The following is a 15,710-nucleotide window of genomic DNA, read 5'->3' as shown; positions in this document are numbered from 1 at the left end:
TTGTAGGAAGGCGGAAAACGAGGACATTCCAGGAGCTTACTCAAGTAAGTGACTGGGATGGCGGAGTGCAGCCAACGCATCTACAGCTTGAAGTATGACGGGTAAATACACTGGAGATCAGGCTAAATGGCAACACTAACCACCACCCAAACATCACCATCGCTGCTTGGCGGCGTGGTGATTATCGGCGGCACCATTATTGGCGCGGGGATGTTTTCTCTGCCCGTGGTCATGTCCGGGGCGTGGTTCTTCTGGTCAATGGCGGCACTGATCTTTACCTGGTTCTGCATGCTGCATTCCGGGCTGATGATCCTCGAGGCTAACCTCAATTATCGTATTGGTTCGAGCTTCGACACCATCACCAAAGATCTGCTAGGCAAAGGCTGGAACGTTGTCAACGGCATCTCGATTGCGTTCGTACTGTATATCCTGACCTATGCGTATATCTCGGCGAGCGGCTCGATTCTGCACCATACCTTTGCCGAGATGTCGCTGAACGTCCCGGCGCGAGCGGCAGGGTTTGGCTTCGCGCTACTGGTGGCGTTTGTGGTGTGGTTGAGTACCAAAGCAGTGAGCCGCATGACGGCTATCGTGCTGGGTGCGAAGGTGATCACCTTCTTCCTGACCTTCGGCAGCCTGATGGGACATGTATCCCCAACCACGCTGTTTAACGTCGCAGAAAGCAATGCGTCGTACACACCGTATCTGCTGATGACGCTGCCGTTCTGTCTGGCATCCTTTGGTTATCACGGTAACGTACCGAGTCTGATGAAGTATTACGGTAAAGATCCGAAGACCATCGTGAAGTGCCTGGTGTACGGCACGTTGCTGGCGCTGGTGCTATACACCGTATGGTTGCTGGGGACGATGGGCAATATTCCACGCCCGGAATTCATTGGCATTGCTAAGCAGGGCGGTAACATTGATGTACTGGTACAGGCGCTGAGTGGGGTGCTGAACAGCCGCAGTCTGGACCTGCTGCTGGTGGTGTTCTCCAACTTTGCCGTGGCGAGTTCGTTCCTTGGCGTGACGCTGGGCCTGTTCGACTATCTGGCGGATCTGTTTGGTTTTGATGACTCAGCAATGGGGCGTTTGAAAACCGCTTTACTGACCTTTGTCCCACCGATTGTCGGTGGCCTGCTGTGGCCGAACGGCTTCCTGTACGCCATTGGCTATGCAGGGCTCGCGGCCACTATTTGGGCGGCCATTGTGCCGGCGCTGCTGGCACGTAAATCCCGCAAGCGGTTTGGTAGCCCGAAATTCCGCGTCTGGGGTGGCAAGCCGATGATTGCGCTGATTCTGGTGTTCGGTGTCGGCAACGCGGTTATCCATATCCTGTCGAGCGTTAATTTGTTGCCGGTGTATCAGTAAGTAGCGTGCCGGATGGCGGCTACGCCTTATCCGGCCTACTCGAACCCGTAGGCCCGGTAAGCGTAGCGCCACCGGGCAACCCAAACCTACCCAACCAACTCCTCTTTCACCTGCATCGCCAACTCAAACGAATGCAGGCGTGCCTGATGGTCAAAAATCTGCCCGTTAACCATAATCTCATCGGCCTGGGTTTCACGTAGGATTGACTCCAGCCCGTGACGCACTTTCGCTTTGTCCCCCACCAGCGACATGCTTAATGCCTGCTGTACGCCATATTGCTCGGATGCGGACCACAGCTGATGCATATTCTCCACCGGCGGTGGGAGTTGTCCGGTTTCACCCCGACGCAGTTTCATAAACGCCTGCTGCATAGAGGTGAAGAGAAACTCAGCGTCGCGATTGCTGTCGGCAGCGATGATGTTGATGCATACCATCGCATACGGTGTTGCCAGACGCGTGGAGGGTTTGAACTGAGTGCGATAAAGATGCAGCGCCTGGTGCAGCATATCCGGGGCGAAGTGGGAGGCGAAGGCAAACGGCAGGCCAAGCTGAGCGGCCAGCTGTGCGCTATACAGACTGGAGCCTAACAGCCAGACCGGGATTTGCTCTCCGTAGCCGGGAACCGGACGCACGTGGGGATTCGGGTCACGTGCGTCAAACCAGTCCAACAGTTCTGTTACGTCGCGGGGAAAGTTATCGATATCACCACTCATATGGCGGCGCAGCGCGCGCATGGTTGGTTGATCGCTGCCCGGCGCTCGACCCAGACCGAGGTCAATACGTCCCGGATACAGCGTATTCAGCGTGCCGAACTGTTCGGCAATCACTAGCGGGGAATGGTTGGGTAACATCACGCCGCCAGAACCCAGATGCAGGGTTGTGGTATTGGCCGCCAGATAACCGATGAGCACCGAGGTTGCCGCACTGGCGATGCCGGTCATATTGTGATGTTCAGCCAGCCAGTAGCGATGGTAGCCGCGCTTTTCCGCCAGTTGGGCGAGATCACGAGAGTGCGAGAAGGCCTGCTTTGCGCTGGATCCTTCAGGGATCGGCGCTAGATCGAGCACCGAGAACGGAATGGTTTTGTCAGTCATAACGGCTCACTTTGTTACCGGTTAATCTTTTAATATTGCATTAAAGACTAGCGATTGTTGTTAACAAAGTGAGCTATTAATCACATCTGCAGTTCCAGGCCTGCCAGTCGTTTCCAGTAGCCGTTGCAGTCACTGTGGGTGGCAAGCGGTAACGGGGCACCACCATTCTCGTTGGCACGGAAGGCATCCAGCATGGCGAATGTCTCGGTTCCCAACGGGGACAGGCGCACAATATCAACCAGCCCCTGCATGGACGCCAGCTCATTACCGAGGTTGTAGACGTAGCCGCTCATGGTCTGAATACCGTTGAGGACAAACACTTGCTGATTCTCCTGCGACAGGACATCACGCCCGTTGGGATACTTGATGCAGCAGGTTTCGCACTCGTCTTTAGGCTTATCTTCGGAGCGTGCGGTGAAGCAGCGGGCAGAGTAGGCCAGCGGCAAATGCCCGTAGCTCAGTACTTCGGTTTCAAACTGGTCGCGAATACCCAGTTCGTCACACTGGTTAAGCAGGTTCACCAGCCAATCACGTGACAGCTCAACCGGCATACACCAGCGCACCATGCCCTGCTTGAGCAGAATACGCAGCGTTACGGCGTTGTAGCAGTTGAGTGCGTGCCCGGCCACGAACGGCAGCTTACGTTCGGCGCACATATTGACCACGCCGAGATCGCTGGCTTCCAGCAGGAAGTCACCGTTTTCTACATAGCGTTTCAACTCACCCAACTCAGATGACGCCTGCACCAGTGCCAGCGTGGACAGGACCACCTGCTTACCGCTCCCGGCGAGGGACTTCGCCATGTCGATCCAGTCACCCACTTTGGTCGCCCGGCGCTTGCTGCACACTGCTTCGCCAAGATAGATAACGTCGGCATGGCTGGTGGCTGCCTGCTGATAAAAGTCTTCCAGCGTCTCTTTCGACCAGTAGTAGAGCACCGGTCCTAAGGAATATTTCATTGCTTTTCTCACTGCCATTTACGGTGATACGCGCCAAGTGTGGTCTGCGTGCCTTCGGACATAGAGCCGAGCGTTTCCATCCAGGCGCTTTGCGGAACGAAGTTTTGCGGATCTGCTTTGCAGCGGTCGATCGCCTGACGCCACACTTTCGCCACCTGGCTGACATAGGCCGGGCTACGCTGACGCCCCTCGATTTTCACCGAGGCAATATTGGCGGCCAGCAGGTCAGGTAGCAGTTCTAAGGTATTGAGGCTGGTGGGCTCCTCCAGCGCATGATAGCGCTCGCCATCCACCAAATAACGCCCTTTACACAGCGTGGGATATCCGGCGTTTTCACCATCCTGGTAACGGTCAATCAGCACTTCGTTCAGGCGAGATTCCAGCCCCTGCGCGGTCTGCTGCCAGCGTACAAAGCGGGCAGGGGAACACGCGCCGACGGTATTGGGGGATTCGCCCGTCAGATAAGACGAAAGATAGCAGCGGCCTTCCGCCATAATGCACAGGCTGCCGAAGGCAAACACTTCCAAAGGAACCGGTGTTACGCGCGCGAGTTGTTTCACCTGATGAATCGACAGCACGCGCGGCAGCACCACACGCGCGACGTCAAAGTTACGGTGATAGAAATTTACCGCTTCTTCATTGGTTGCCGATGCCTGAACAGAGACATGGCGCTCAATATGCGGGTAGCGTTCTGCGGCATACTCAAGCATGGCGAGATCGGCGAGGATCAGTGCATCCGCGCCCAGTTGTGCCGCCATATCCACGGCACGCTGCCAGCGAGCGTACCCATCCGGGTGGGCAAAGGTGTTAATCGCGATGTGCAGCTTACGGCGATGTTGATGGACGAAACTCACCGCTTCCTGCAATTTTTTCTCGGTAAAATTAAGGCCGGCGAAATGACGGGCGTTGGTATCATCTTTTAGCCCGATGTACACAGCATCAGCGCCGTTCTCGATGGCCGCCTTAAGCGCCGGGAGATTTCCGGCAGGGCACAGCAGCTCCATAATTTATCCTGAAAGTTACGCCGCCTGGGCGCAAAAATGTTAACGAAGAGGGATTTTAGTTAACCTTGCTGAGACAATTTTTGATTTGAGGCAGTTAAAGTCGTATTGGTATCACCAATAAAGAGGTAACAATTTCGTAGCGAATTGTTGATTTATGCCGCTATGTCGTTTATTTGATATGGCAAAATAGCCGGACTATAGAAACAGGGAGTAAAGCTCGTGTTGGATAAACTGCGTTCACGCTTAGTACATTTTGGTCCTTCTCTGATGAGTGTACCGGTTAAACTGACGCCCTTTACGCTCAAGCGCCAGGTACTGGAACAGGTTCTGAGCTGGCAATTTCGCCAGGCGCTGGCCGACGGGGAACTGGAGTTTCTCGACGGTCGCTGGTTGAGCATAAATGTTCGTGATATTGGCCTCAGATGGTATACCTCTGTTGAGAACGACAAACTTATCGTCAGTCAGAATGCAGACGCTGATGTGAGTTTTAGCGCAGACGCCAGCGATTTATTGATGATTGCGGCGCGTAAGCAGGATCCGGATACGCTTTTCTTCCAGCGTCGCCTGGTGATTGAAGGCGATACAGAATTAGGGCTACATGTGAAAAATCTGATGGACGCCATTGAACTGGAGCAGATGCCGAAAGCATTGCGCGTTATGCTGCTGCAACTGGCGGACTTTGTTGAGGCGGGTATGAAACATTCGCCAGAAACCAAACAGACCTCGGTAGGTGAACCATGCTGATTCGAGTTGAAATTCCCATTGATGCCCCAGGTATTGATGCGCTGCTGCGTCGTTCCTTTGAAAGCGATGCGGAAGCGAAGTTAGTGCACGACCTGCGTGAAGACGGTTTTCTGACGCTGGGTCTGGTTGCCACCGACGACGAAGGTCAGGTGGTCGGCTACGTCGCGTTCAGTCCTGTTGATGTGCAAGGTGAAGATCTGCAATGGGTCGGTATGGCTCCGTTAGCGGTAGATGAAAACTACCGTGGGCAGGGCCTGGCGCGTCAGCTGGTCTATGAGGGACTGGATTCACTGAACGAGTTTGGGTACGCCGCGGTGGTCACGCTGGGCGATCCGGCACTGTACAGTCGCTTTGGCTTTGAGCTGGCAGCCCACCACGATCTACACTGCCGCTGGCCGGGCACCGAAAGCGCGTTCCAGGTGCATCGCCTGGCAGAAGATGCGCTGGAGGGCGTGTCTGGTCTGGTGGAATACCACGAGCACTTCAATCGCTTTTAAGCACCGGGGCTTGTAGGCTACTCAGCAATGCCTCAAGCCCTTCACCTTCTACAAGGCGTTCTTTCTGACGCTTTGTGAGCTGCTTGACTCGATATTCCAGACGCAGGGCCAGCGAACGATCGCCGACCTGCGCGGCAAATGCCAGAGTTAACTCTCCCTTCCCACGCAAGGCTTTCGCGCCTTTTCCGCTTTGATGTTGCTTATAGCGGCGCTGCACATCGGTGGTTATACCGGTGTACAGGGCGTTGTCTGCGGTACGGATCAGGTACAGATACCAGGGTGTCATTGTCACCATCGACGTGATAATTTTCAGGCCTACAGTATAAAAGAGAACAGAAATGGAAACACTGACTGCGGTGACGCGCTGGCTGGCAAAACAGCACGTCGTGACCTGGTGTGTGCATCATGACGGTGAACTGTGGTGCGCCAATGCGTTTTATCTGTTTGATGCGCAGAAGGTTGCCTTCTATGTGCTCACCGAAGATAAAACTCGCCATGCCCAGATGTCCGGCCCATGCGCGTCCGTTGCCGGGACGGTAAACGGTCAACCCAAAACGGTCGCGCTGATCCGTGGCGTCCAGTTTAAAGGCGAAATCAGGCGTCTGGAGGGGCAGGAGAGCGACGACGCGCGTAAAGCGTATAATCGTCGCTTCCCCGTCGCCAGAATGCTGTCTGCACCCGTGTGGGAGATTCGTCTTGATGAAATCAAGTTCACTGACAACACGCTGGGCTTTGGTAAAAAGCTGCTCTGGCTACGTGATCTATAGTTAGAGGAATGATTGAAGGGAAAGGATAAGCGATGAGCCAGGTGTTAATAACCGGAGCCACGGGTCTGGTGGGCGGACATTTATTGCGGATGCTACTGAACGAGCCCCGGGTCCATGCGATTACGGCTCCAACGCGCCGCCCGCTCGCCGATACGGTTGGCGTCTTTAACCCTCACGATCCGCAGTTGACCGATGCGCTGGCACAGGTCACCGATCCGGTCGACATTGTTTTTTGCTGTCTGGGAACCACCCGACGTGAAGCGGGCAGTAAAGAGGCCTTTATCCACGCTGATTATACGCTGGTGGTAGATACCGCCCTGACGGGGCGTCGTCTGGGGGCTCAGCATATGCTGGTAGTGAGTTCGATGGGGGCCAATGCGCACTCGCCATTTTTCTACAATCGGGTTAAAGGTGAGATGGAAGAGGCGCTGATTGCGCAGAAATGGCCCCGGCTGACGATTGTACGGCCTTCGATGTTGCTGGGTGACAGGGAACAACAGCGAGCGAATGAAAAGCTCTTTGCGCCATTATTCAAGCTGCTACCGGGGAACTGGAAATCTATTGAGGCACGTGATGTCGCACGGGCAATGCTGGTGGAGGCACTTGCGCCAGGACATGAAGGGGTTTCGATCCTGACCTCGTCCGAGCTGCGCGAAAGGGCTAAATAAAATGCCGGATGGCGCTGACGCTTATTCGGCCTACAAACGATGAAGTCCTGTAGGCCGGATAAGACGCCCAGGCGTCGCCATCCGGCATCTGTAGCAGTATTACTTAATAAATGTAAACGCGGTCGTGACGCGTTTCACGCCGCTGACCCGGCTGGCGATATCCGCCGCAGCCTTCGCTTCACGGTCGGTAACCAGACCCAGCAGGAAGACTTCCCCGTTCTCGGTGGTCACTTTAACGTTGGATGATTTTACCTGATCGCTGGTGAGCAGCTGGGAGCGCACTTTGGTGGTGATCCAGGTATCGTTGGAGGCTTCACCCAGGCCGATTGGCTGACCCTGACGGACTTCGTTAAACACTTCCGTCGTGCCTTCTACACCCATTGCAATCTGTTTCGCCCGCGCAGACAACTCGCTGTTAGGAGACTGCCCCACCAGTAGCACTTTACCCTGATAGGCGCTGACGTTGATGCGCGCTTCTTTCTTGATCTGGGCATCTTTTGATAACGCGGTACTGACGCGTAATTCCAGGGTTCCATCATCTACCTGGGTGCCGACGCTGCGAGGGTCAGTTGCGGCTTTCGTTCCGACAGCTGCCGTTCCGACAACGGCGGCAGCGACACAGCCTTGCAACAGCAGCGCAGAAAGAACCACTGCGAGCGGCGAAAATGCCTTCATGTGTACTCCTTAATCATCCTGGTGAGGGAAAAGCGTGTTATCGATAAGATCGCAAAGGCAGTTCACCGTCAGCATATGCATTTCCTGAATGCGTGCGCTGTGGTGTGAGGGAATGCGGATTTCGACATCCTGCGGCCCTAATAATCCGGCCAGCTCTCCCCCGTCATAACCGGTCAGAGCGACGATCGTCATGTCGCGGGTGACGGCAGCTTCAACGGCTTTAACGATATCGCGACTGTTGCCACGCGTAGAAATTGCCAACAGAACATCACCTGCATGTCCCAGCGCACGGACTTGTTTTGCATAAACTTCGTCGTGCAGGCGATCGTTGGCAATCGCAGTTAAGACCACATTATCAGTATTTAGTGCAATAGCAGGTAAACTGGGCCGTTCTGTTTCAAAACGGTTGATCATACTGGCAGCAAAATGCTGTGCGTTGGCAGCGGATGTCCCATTACCACAACAGAGAATTTTGTTGCCATTGAGCAGGGATTGAACCAGCGTCATGGCTGCACGGGAAATCGCATCCGGGAGCGCTTCAGCCGCAGCAATCTGAGTTTGAATGCTTTCTGTAAAGCAGACTTTAATTCTGTCTAACACGCTAATCCTTAAATCTTCAATTATGAGTGGTCGTTAAAGGCATCCTTTAACCACTCAACATCATTTCCGGTGAAGGCTAACACATCGAACCGACAATCCACAGTATCAAAACTCCCATTGTGGCGCGCAAGCCACAAGCGGGCGGTGTGTAATAATTTCTGTTGTTTGCTGCGGGTCACACTCGCCGCCGCCCCGCCAAAAAGAGCGGAACGACGAAAACGGACTTCAACAAAGACGGTGGTCTTGCCTTCACGCATTATCAGGTCGATTTCGCCGCCGCGTTCGCGCACGTTGGCGGCGATAAAACGCAGTCCTTTGCCCTCCAGCCAGCAACGCGCGGTGGCTTCCCACGCGTCACCGGTCTGTTTACTCGTTAACTGGCGGGGACGACCTGTCCTTGCTGGTATTTGAGCCATGATAACTTCCTGTTAATCACACAATCCGGCGTGGCGGTTAATGCGCCAGTGTTGCCGTTAATTTCAAAGCCCTGCACCTGACGCATTTGCGTGAAGTGGTTAGCCAGCGACCACGCATCGACCCCCATGGCGTACATGCGTGCCAGCGAGTAATCGTTGTGCACGGCGCTAAGCGCCTGCTGCATGAGCGGTTCGTTACCGCCGGCCAGCATCGGAATTTCACTGTACTGCAAGCCTTCCATTTCCAGGCGGAAGTCAGGACCGGCAGTACCCTGCGCGCTACGGGAGCTGGCATACAGCGTGGCACCGCTCTGGCTGCCGTTACGCATGGCGATCATCGGCTTAATAAAGGCGATCTCTTCCGGCGTGGCCAGAATATACACGGCGTCAACACGACCGCTACCACCGGTGATTTGCGCATCGGTCGGCGGAGCCGGGATGGTGAGTCCACCAATCGTGACGCCAGGCTGTGCTGGCGCAGAGGAGACGACCGGGCTGCCCGTCAGGGCAATCCCTGCACCACCGTTGACGCCCATTCTCAGTTCTGCTGTAGAGCCGAATTTCTGTTGCAACACCACGCCGCCGCCAAGTTTTTGCCATTCCTGTGCAAAGGCGTTGGCCACGCGATCGCCTAACGCGCTACGCGGCGTTAACAGCAGCGGGGTTTGTTTTCCCTGATCGCGGATGTGACGTGCGGCATCGCGCGCTTCATCTTCCGGTGACAGCGCGAAGTAGCACACATTCGCCAGGTTCTGCACGGCTTCAGGCTGATTAAGCGCCAGTACGTTCAGCGGTGTGCTGCTCTTCATCAGTTCTTCAACATTGTTCTTCAACAGAGGGCCGACAACAATGCTGGCACCATCCTGCTGCACCTGGGCCAGGATCTGATTCAGCGGCTGTGACGAGGTGTCATAAATTTTCAACTCTGCGGAAGGATTCGCCGGGGCGCTGGCCGTCGTTGGCTGAGTTGGTGCTGTTTGCGGCGCACTAACCGGTGTGGCTGGCTGTGCTGGTGCATCATTGGTCAGATCGCTCACCGAGGCCTGGGAAGGGCTGGCCACGCCGTCGACGGACTGCGGCTGTGCAACGGGCGTGGTGGCGTCCGTGACGGCTGCAGGGGCTGCGGCGACAGGGGTTGATACTGGTTGCGTGCCATTGTTTTTCGCTGCTTCAAAACCCTGCTGAATAGTGCGACCAAAAACAGCGGCCTGACCGTTCAGCGGCAGTAGCAGGGCTATCTTGCTGGTGGACGCTGGCTTATAGCTCTGGACGTTAACCAACTGCGTGGGCAGTAATTTTGCCCCCGGGTTTTGCGGATAGCGTTTTTGCCAGTCGGCAATGCCGGCCTTCATCATGTCGACATCGCTACGGTTATCAAACCAGACGCGCTGGAGATCCAGCCAGCCTTGCAGAACATTTTCATCAGCGTTGATGACCAGCGCCTGCGCCTGCTCTGGTGTCATTGACGAGAGTGTCTGCCAGGTCGCATCGATGTTTTTCTGCTTATCGTTGGCGGCCAACAGCGGCTCTTGAGCGATTAGCGCACGCAGCAGCGTTAACGATGGACGCCCCTGGCTGGCATCAATTTGTGCCTGCCAGTAACGCGCCTGTTGGTTCTGATCGAAATCGGCTGGTTTTAGCTTCTCCAGCAGGGCCTGCGCGCCCGCGACATCTTTCTGCGCAAGTTTGATCTCAACGGCCAGCAGGGATTGTTCACGACGCTGGGCATCGTTCAGGTTCTGCGGCAATTGGTTGAACAGATCGACAGCCTGCTGGCTCTTACCTTCTTTCAGCAGTGCACGAATGGCGAGTAATTGCCAGTTGGTCTTGCTATCATCTGAGCTTTGCTGCATCTGTTGCAGATAAAAGCCGGAATCAGCTTGTGCTGTGCCCTGCATATGGGCTGCACTCTGGTCTGGCGCCTGGGTGCCACAACCGGCGAAAATCAATGCTGCCAGAATGACTGGCAGAGCGCGCGCGGCTTTCATACGAGAAAATGTTGAGGGTACCATACTGTATCCAGTGATATTTTTTACGCAATGCTCAATATTAAATCGGCAATACGGACGACACAATGAAACAACACGAATCGGCGGATAATTCTCAAGGCCAACTCTTTATTGTACCTACTCCTATCGGAAATTTGGCTGATATTACCCAACGAGCGCTCGAAGTTTTACAAGCCGTTGATTTAATTGCCGCTGAAGACACCCGTCATACCGGATTATTATTACAACACTTCGCGATTAGCGCCCGTATGTTTGCGTTACACGATCACAATGAGCAACAAAAAGCCCAAATGCTGGTGGCGAAGCTCAAGGAGGGCCAGAACATCGCGCTGGTTTCCGATGCCGGAACGCCGCTGATTAACGATCCTGGCTATCACCTGGTGCGTACCTGTCGTGAGGCGGGTATTCGAGTTGTGCCGCTACCGGGTCCTTGCGCGGCCATCGCCGCATTAAGTGCTGCAGGCCTGCCATCAGACCGTTTTTGCTACGAAGGCTTTTTGCCCGCCAAATCCAAAGGCCGTCGCGATGCAATGAAGGCCATTGAAGCGGAACCTCGTACACTGATTTTTTATGAGTCCACCCACCGTCTGCTCGACAGCCTGGAAGACATGGTCGCCGTATGGGGAGAGTCGCGTTATGTGGTGCTGGCGCGCGAGCTGACTAAAACCTGGGAAACCATTCACGGCGCCCCGGTCGGCGAATTGCTGGCGTGGGTAAAAGAAGATGAAAACCGCCGTAAAGGCGAAATGGTGCTGATTGTTGAGGGCCATAAAGCGCAGGACGACGATCTCCCGGCCGATGCCTTGCGGACGCTGGCGCTGTTACAGGCAGAACTGCCGCTGAAAAAGGCCGCCGCACTGGCTGCCGAAATCCACGGCGTGAAAAAGAATGCGTTGTATAAGTACGCCCTGGAACAGCAGGGAGAGTAAATCCAATTGTTGATGTCCACACCAGCCAGGGTGTGGACATCATTCAGCATGACTTTCAAGAATGAACGAGAGTTTCGCAAATTAATAATCTGTTTGCCGATCCGCAGACATTAATTTTACTGCGTACCACTTCTTTCATGGCATCCATACCGACACGCATGTAGTAACGGGGATCGTTACCCTGTGGATTTTCTGCAAACCAGGCTTTGACCGCATCGGCAAAGGCGATTTTCAGTTCGGTGGCGACGTTGACCTTACACACCCCCAGCTCAATGGTGCGGCGGACATATTCATCAGGTACATCGCTTGCGCCATGCAATACCAGTGGGATATCGACCACTTCACGAATTTCTGCCAGACGCTGGAAATCAATTTTCGGGGTTTTGGTATAGAGACCGTGCGCGGTGCCGATAGCGACGGCGAGACTGTCTACACCAGTACGTTCGACAAAACGTTTTGCTTCCTGAGGATCTGTCAGGAAAGCGCTTTCTGCATCCACGCTCATGTCATCTTCAACGCCACCCAGACGACCCAATTCAGCTTCAACGCTGCAATCTTTGGCGTGGCAAAAATCCACAACGGATTTCACCAGCTTCACGTTTTCTTCGAACGGGAAGTGGCTGCCGTCAATCATCGCGCTACGCACTCCAGCGTTCACCTTACGACGGATATCGTCCAGCGATTCGTGATGGTCAAGATGCAGTGCCAGAGGCATGTCATAGGTTGTGGAGTAGGCGTTGCATAGCGCGTAGATCTCTTCTAACGCAATATGCTTAAAGGTGCCTGGTGTTCCGGCGAGGATCACCGGCGATCGCATTTCATTACAGACTTCGAGGATAGCCTGGATAGTTTCGGCATTGTGGATGTTAAACGCAGGTACGGCATAGCCCTTTGCCTGGGCATCCTGCAGGAGGTATTTCGTAGAAATAATGCTCATGATGCGATCCTTTTAGCCGTTCCAGGAATGAATAACAACGCCCTGAACGACGCGGTTGACTGTACCGCTGGCAGAAGGCGTATCCGGTGTATTGCCGATACTGATGGATTGCGTCAGTGCGAACACCTGGGCATACATCAGGAAGCAGAAAGCGAGCTCCATATCGATAAAAGTGCGTGAAGGTGGCAATAGAATATGTGGACCGGCTTCAATAATGGCATCGGTCTCTGCGGCAATGGCCACAACGCGCAGTGCCTGTTGATCACGACGTAACTCTGCCAGCAGATCGAGATCGTACTGACGTGTATAGGGATGGCTGGAGACAAACACCACGACCAGCGTTTCGTTATCGACCAGTGATTTAGGACCATGGCGAAAACCGGTTGGCGAGTCATAGAATGCGGCCAGTTTACCCGCCGTGAGTTCCAAAACTTTCAACGCTGATTCACGTGCGGCACCTTGTAATCCACCGCTGCCGAGGTAAACGATCCGTTTCCACGGTTCGTTACCAAACACGCCGTGGCTAAAATCGCCCAGTGACGTCAGGATCGCCTGACAGCGATCGGCCACGTTGCGGAATGTCTGGCTGTTGATTTTCTCTGGAACAAATACCGCCAGACAACTGGCCATCATAGTGGTGATACTGCTGGTCATCGCGAAACCGCGATCGTGCGTTTCTGCAGGCATGAGCAGTGCAAACGCGTTATCGCTATCGGCCGCGTTTTGGTACAGGCTGCCCGCTTCGTTACAGGTGATTGAGAGGTGATAGCATTCAGGGACAAACTGATTAGCCAACTCAACTGCTGCAACACTTTCCGGGCTGTTACCCGACCGGGCAAAAGAGACCAACAGCAGCGGATGCGCTGGTGCCAAATAATCCATTGGATTGGTGACCAGATCGGTTGTCGGGATGGCGCTGATGTTCTTTCCGGTGTGGCTGGCGAGCCATGGGGCAATAATGTCACCGATAAACGCGGAGGTTCCCGCTCCCGTCAGTACGATCCGCAGATCGCTTTTACGCAACAAGGGTGCGAGAAAACTGTCGATGGAGGATCGGATTTTTTCGATATTGCTGAGTGAGCGGATCCAACTGGCGGGCTGCTGGCGAATTTCTTCTTCTGTCCAGGTGCCCGTTATCGCGCGAACAGGGGTGTAGGTTTCTGGCATAACTCAGTCCTTAGTCGTGTGAATTCCACATCAGACGCTGGCAAACTTGTCGCTATCTTTCGTTTCGTTTCACTTGTACATGTAATCAGTTGAATTAAATGTATAGAAAAGAAATTGAAAGTTCAAATGAATAAAAGGAAATAAAACGAAAATTGTGATCGTGCAAGAGTATGGTTTTATTATCTTGTTGATATATAAGATTTAAATTTGGAATCGTAGCGTATGGCGTTTGTTACTTCGAAAGGAAAAGAAAGGCCTTGCGGTGTTTAAGCGAAGGCCAATAGCATACACAGTGAAAGGTCTAGAGTGGGAACGTGCGGCCCTGGATCCAGATTTGTTGTAAATGCAGAGCGCTATCAAGGGCAATAATGCTGGCACGCTTGCCCGTTTTTAATGATCCTAGCTGGTGATCAATACCTAACAAGCGAGCAGGATGCAGTGAAGCCATATGGATAGCATCTTCTGGCGTACTTCCGGTGAATTCGACCATATTGCGAACGGCCGCATCAACGGACAGCGTACTGCCGGCCAGACCGCCAGAAGCGGTCCGTACGATACCGCCGCGCATGTCTACCGTTTCGCCACACAGCGTATAGCGCCCATCGGGCATACCGGCGGCCTGCATTGCATCGGTGATTAACACTATCCGATCTTTTGCACAGTTGCAGCACAGCGTCATGGCTGCCGGGTGGACGTGGTGTCCGTCGGCAATAAGCTCCAGCCATGCGCGCGGATCGGTTAACCCCACGCCGACCATACCGGGTTCCCGATGATGCAGCCCTGTCATGCCGTTGTAGCAGTGCACTAACCCATTTGCACCGGCGTCAAAGGCGGCTCGGGTTTGTTCCCAGGTTGCAGCACTATGACCCAGCATCACCCTGACATCCTGTTGCCTGAGGTGCCGAATAGCCTGCAATGAGCCTGGTTTCTCTGGTGCCAGCGCCACCACGCGCAAAGTTTGCCGGGAAATTGCAATCAGCTCATCCAGCTCGTTAAGTTCCAGCTCCCGAAATAACTCAGGAGGGTGCGCGCCTTTATTCTGTGGCGTGAAATACGGTCCCTCCAGATAGCTGCCCAGCACTTGCGCACCGGGGCCACCTGAATGATAGCGATGGGCAATTCGTTGCAGTGCCCCGTGAATATCCTGCAATGGGGCGGTGACGGTAGTGGGCAGCCAGCTGGCTACCCCTTCACGTGCTTTGTGCATCGCCAGCTTGTCGAGTGAGTCTGCCGCTTCATCCATAACATCGACGCCACCCCCTCCGTGGACATGGGTGTCGATGTAAGCAGGGCACAGCAGGTCGGCATCACGCCCCATCACGCCAGAGGGGATAGGCTCAATCGTCGTGATAGTGCCTTCTTCTATACGTAATTGATGATCGTCCAACCAGCCCTGTTCAGTCAGCAGACGTCTGGCGCGCAGCAGTTGTGTCATATCCCTTCCTCAACGGGGTGTTCCTCGCGACACCGTCCCAGCTCATCGACCAGGCTGGTCAGGCCGCGATGCCCGCACTCCAGTGCTTGTAGACGAAATTCTTCGCTGCTCAAGCCTTCACGCTCCAGCACCATCTCCAGCAGAAGCTGCAGATTGGTACCGGTGATCACTTCACTTCCTTGTTTTTGCATCGCCAGGGTAGACGCGACACGAAACGGAGTGCCACCCAGCAGGTCAGTCAGAAAAATGATATTTTCCTTAGCGTCCAGTTCACTCACCGCTTGTTCAAGTTGCGAAGTGAGCAAGGCGGTGGTTGAGGTTTCTGGAAAGTCGATGGCGATAAACTGAGACTGTTCCCCCAGAATCTGTTTCATCGCCTTTTCCATTCCGCTGGCAAACCCGCCATGACCCGTCAAAATAATACCTAACATCTACAGC

Annotated in this window: 18 protein-coding genes; 6 read left to right on the top strand and 12 right to left on the bottom strand. The window is 54.4% G+C overall.

Annotation, left to right across the window (positions count from 1 at the left end; translation table 11 throughout):
• Nucleotides 1-126 precede the first annotated feature (126 nt).
• On the top strand, nt 127-1,371 hold the full coding sequence (gene mtr, locus FCH32_RS16170; protein WP_096755539.1) for a tryptophan permease: 1,245 nt from the start codon (nt 127-129) through the stop codon (nt 1,369-1,371).
• An 86-nt stretch (nt 1,372-1,457) separates the two neighbouring features.
• Here the strand turns inward: mtr and FCH32_RS16165 are convergent, their stop codons facing one another.
• The 3 genes from FCH32_RS16165 to ubiU all read right to left on the bottom strand — a co-directional run bounded on the left by FCH32_RS16165 (nt 1,458) and on the right by ubiU (nt 4,428).
• A complete protein-coding gene (locus FCH32_RS16165; protein WP_174361207.1) occupies nt 1,458-2,465 on the bottom strand; it encodes a luciferase-like monooxygenase in 1,008 nt (335 codons plus the stop codon).
• 80 nt (nt 2,466-2,545) lie between these two features.
• Entirely contained in the window at nt 2,546-3,424 is an 879-nt protein-coding gene (locus tag FCH32_RS16160) for a U32 family peptidase (RefSeq protein WP_137400196.1), read from the bottom strand.
• Nucleotides 3,425-3,432: 8 nt separating this feature from the next.
• The gene (ubiU, locus tag FCH32_RS16155) at nt 3,433-4,428 is read right to left on the bottom strand and encodes a ubiquinone anaerobic biosynthesis protein UbiU (protein WP_096755542.1); all 996 of its coding nucleotides are present in this window, start codon (nt 4,426-4,428) and stop codon (nt 3,433-3,435) included.
• A gap of 219 nt (nt 4,429-4,647) precedes the next feature.
• Here ubiU and ubiT point away from each other — a divergent pair, with 219 nt between their 5' ends.
• Together ubiT and FCH32_RS16145 are read left to right on the top strand one after the other, a co-directional pair.
• Nucleotides 4,648-5,172, top strand: a complete 525-nt coding sequence (gene ubiT / locus FCH32_RS16150; RefSeq protein ID WP_115257401.1) for a ubiquinone anaerobic biosynthesis accessory factor UbiT — start codon at nt 4,648-4,650, stop codon at nt 5,170-5,172.
• Nucleotides 5,166-5,669, top strand: a complete 504-nt coding sequence (locus FCH32_RS16145; protein ID WP_115257402.1) for a GNAT family N-acetyltransferase — start codon at nt 5,166-5,168, stop codon at nt 5,667-5,669. Before ubiT ends, FCH32_RS16145 begins: the two co-directional genes overlap by 7 nt.
• Here the strand turns inward: FCH32_RS16145 and FCH32_RS16140 are convergent.
• Nucleotides 5,656-5,955 (bottom strand): GIY-YIG nuclease family protein, encoded by a 300-nt coding sequence (locus FCH32_RS16140; protein WP_115257403.1) that lies wholly within the window; start codon nt 5,953-5,955, stop codon nt 5,656-5,658. The two genes, FCH32_RS16145 and FCH32_RS16140, sit on opposite strands and share 14 nt — an antisense overlap.
• 52 nt (nt 5,956-6,007) lie before the next feature.
• Here FCH32_RS16140 and FCH32_RS16135 point away from each other — a divergent pair, with 52 nt between their 5' ends.
• Nucleotides 6,008-6,436, top strand: a complete 429-nt coding sequence (locus tag FCH32_RS16135) for a YhbP family protein (RefSeq protein ID WP_115257404.1) — start codon at nt 6,008-6,010, stop codon at nt 6,434-6,436.
• A 32-nt stretch (nt 6,437-6,468) separates the two neighbouring features.
• Nucleotides 6,469-7,104: an NAD(P)H-binding protein gene (locus FCH32_RS16130; RefSeq protein WP_137400195.1), complete on the top strand. Its 636-nt coding sequence runs from the start codon at nt 6,469-6,471 to the stop codon at nt 7,102-7,104.
• A gap of 99 nt (nt 7,105-7,203) precedes the next feature.
• On the opposite strand, the gene dolP is transcribed toward FCH32_RS16130, so the two are convergent.
• From dolP to FCH32_RS16110, 4 genes are read right to left on the bottom strand one after another with little or no spacing between them, the layout of a single operon-like run.
• Nucleotides 7,204-7,779 (bottom strand): division/outer membrane stress-associated lipid-binding lipoprotein, encoded by a 576-nt coding sequence (gene dolP / locus FCH32_RS16125; RefSeq protein WP_115257406.1) that lies wholly within the window; start codon nt 7,777-7,779, stop codon nt 7,204-7,206.
• A gap of 9 nt (nt 7,780-7,788) precedes the next feature.
• The gene (diaA, locus tag FCH32_RS16120; RefSeq protein ID WP_048213380.1) at nt 7,789-8,379 is read right to left on the bottom strand and encodes a DnaA initiator-associating protein DiaA; all 591 of its coding nucleotides are present in this window, start codon (nt 8,377-8,379) and stop codon (nt 7,789-7,791) included.
• A 20-nt stretch (nt 8,380-8,399) separates the two neighbouring features.
• A complete protein-coding gene (locus FCH32_RS16115) occupies nt 8,400-8,795 on the bottom strand; it encodes a YraN family protein (RefSeq protein WP_096755549.1) in 396 nt (131 codons plus the stop codon).
• On the bottom strand, nt 8,753-10,807 hold the full coding sequence (locus tag FCH32_RS16110) for a penicillin-binding protein activator (RefSeq protein ID WP_174361206.1): 2,055 nt from the start codon (nt 10,805-10,807) through the stop codon (nt 8,753-8,755). The genes FCH32_RS16115 and FCH32_RS16110 overlap by 43 nt, the downstream gene beginning before the upstream one ends.
• Before the next feature lie 62 nt (nt 10,808-10,869).
• Between FCH32_RS16110 and rsmI the strand changes: the two genes are divergently transcribed.
• Nucleotides 10,870-11,733, top strand: a complete 864-nt coding sequence (gene rsmI / locus FCH32_RS16105) for a 16S rRNA (cytidine(1402)-2'-O)-methyltransferase (RefSeq protein ID WP_115257408.1) — start codon at nt 10,870-10,872, stop codon at nt 11,731-11,733.
• 55 nt (nt 11,734-11,788) lie between these two features.
• Here the strand turns inward: rsmI and kbaY are convergent, their stop codons facing one another.
• The 4 genes from kbaY to agaF all read right to left on the bottom strand — a co-directional run bounded on the left by kbaY (nt 11,789) and on the right by agaF (nt 15,703).
• Complete coding sequence (gene kbaY / locus FCH32_RS16100; protein ID WP_174361205.1) at nt 11,789-12,670, bottom strand: tagatose-bisphosphate aldolase subunit KbaY; 882 nt, start codon at nt 12,668-12,670, stop codon at nt 11,789-11,791.
• 12 nt (nt 12,671-12,682) lie between these two features.
• Nucleotides 12,683-13,837: an AgaS family sugar isomerase gene (locus FCH32_RS16095; RefSeq protein ID WP_117342723.1), complete on the bottom strand. Its 1,155-nt coding sequence runs from the start codon at nt 13,835-13,837 to the stop codon at nt 12,683-12,685.
• Between the two features lie 301 nt (nt 13,838-14,138).
• Complete coding sequence (gene nagA / locus FCH32_RS16090; protein WP_174361204.1) at nt 14,139-15,272, bottom strand: N-acetylglucosamine-6-phosphate deacetylase; 1,134 nt, start codon at nt 15,270-15,272, stop codon at nt 14,139-14,141.
• Nucleotides 15,269-15,703: a PTS galactosamine/N-acetylgalactosamine transporter subunit IIA gene (agaF, locus tag FCH32_RS16085; RefSeq protein WP_115257413.1), complete on the bottom strand. Its 435-nt coding sequence runs from the start codon at nt 15,701-15,703 to the stop codon at nt 15,269-15,271. Before agaF ends, nagA begins: the two co-directional genes overlap by 4 nt.
• Nucleotides 15,704-15,710: the final 7 nt, after the last annotated feature.

It is taken from the genome of Citrobacter gillenii (genome assembly GCF_013337685.1).
Lineage (GTDB): Bacteria > Pseudomonadota > Gammaproteobacteria > Enterobacterales > Enterobacteriaceae > Citrobacter > Citrobacter gillenii.
Note: the sequence above shows the minus strand (reverse complement) of the source record. Positions and strands in the feature narration are given on the sequence as shown.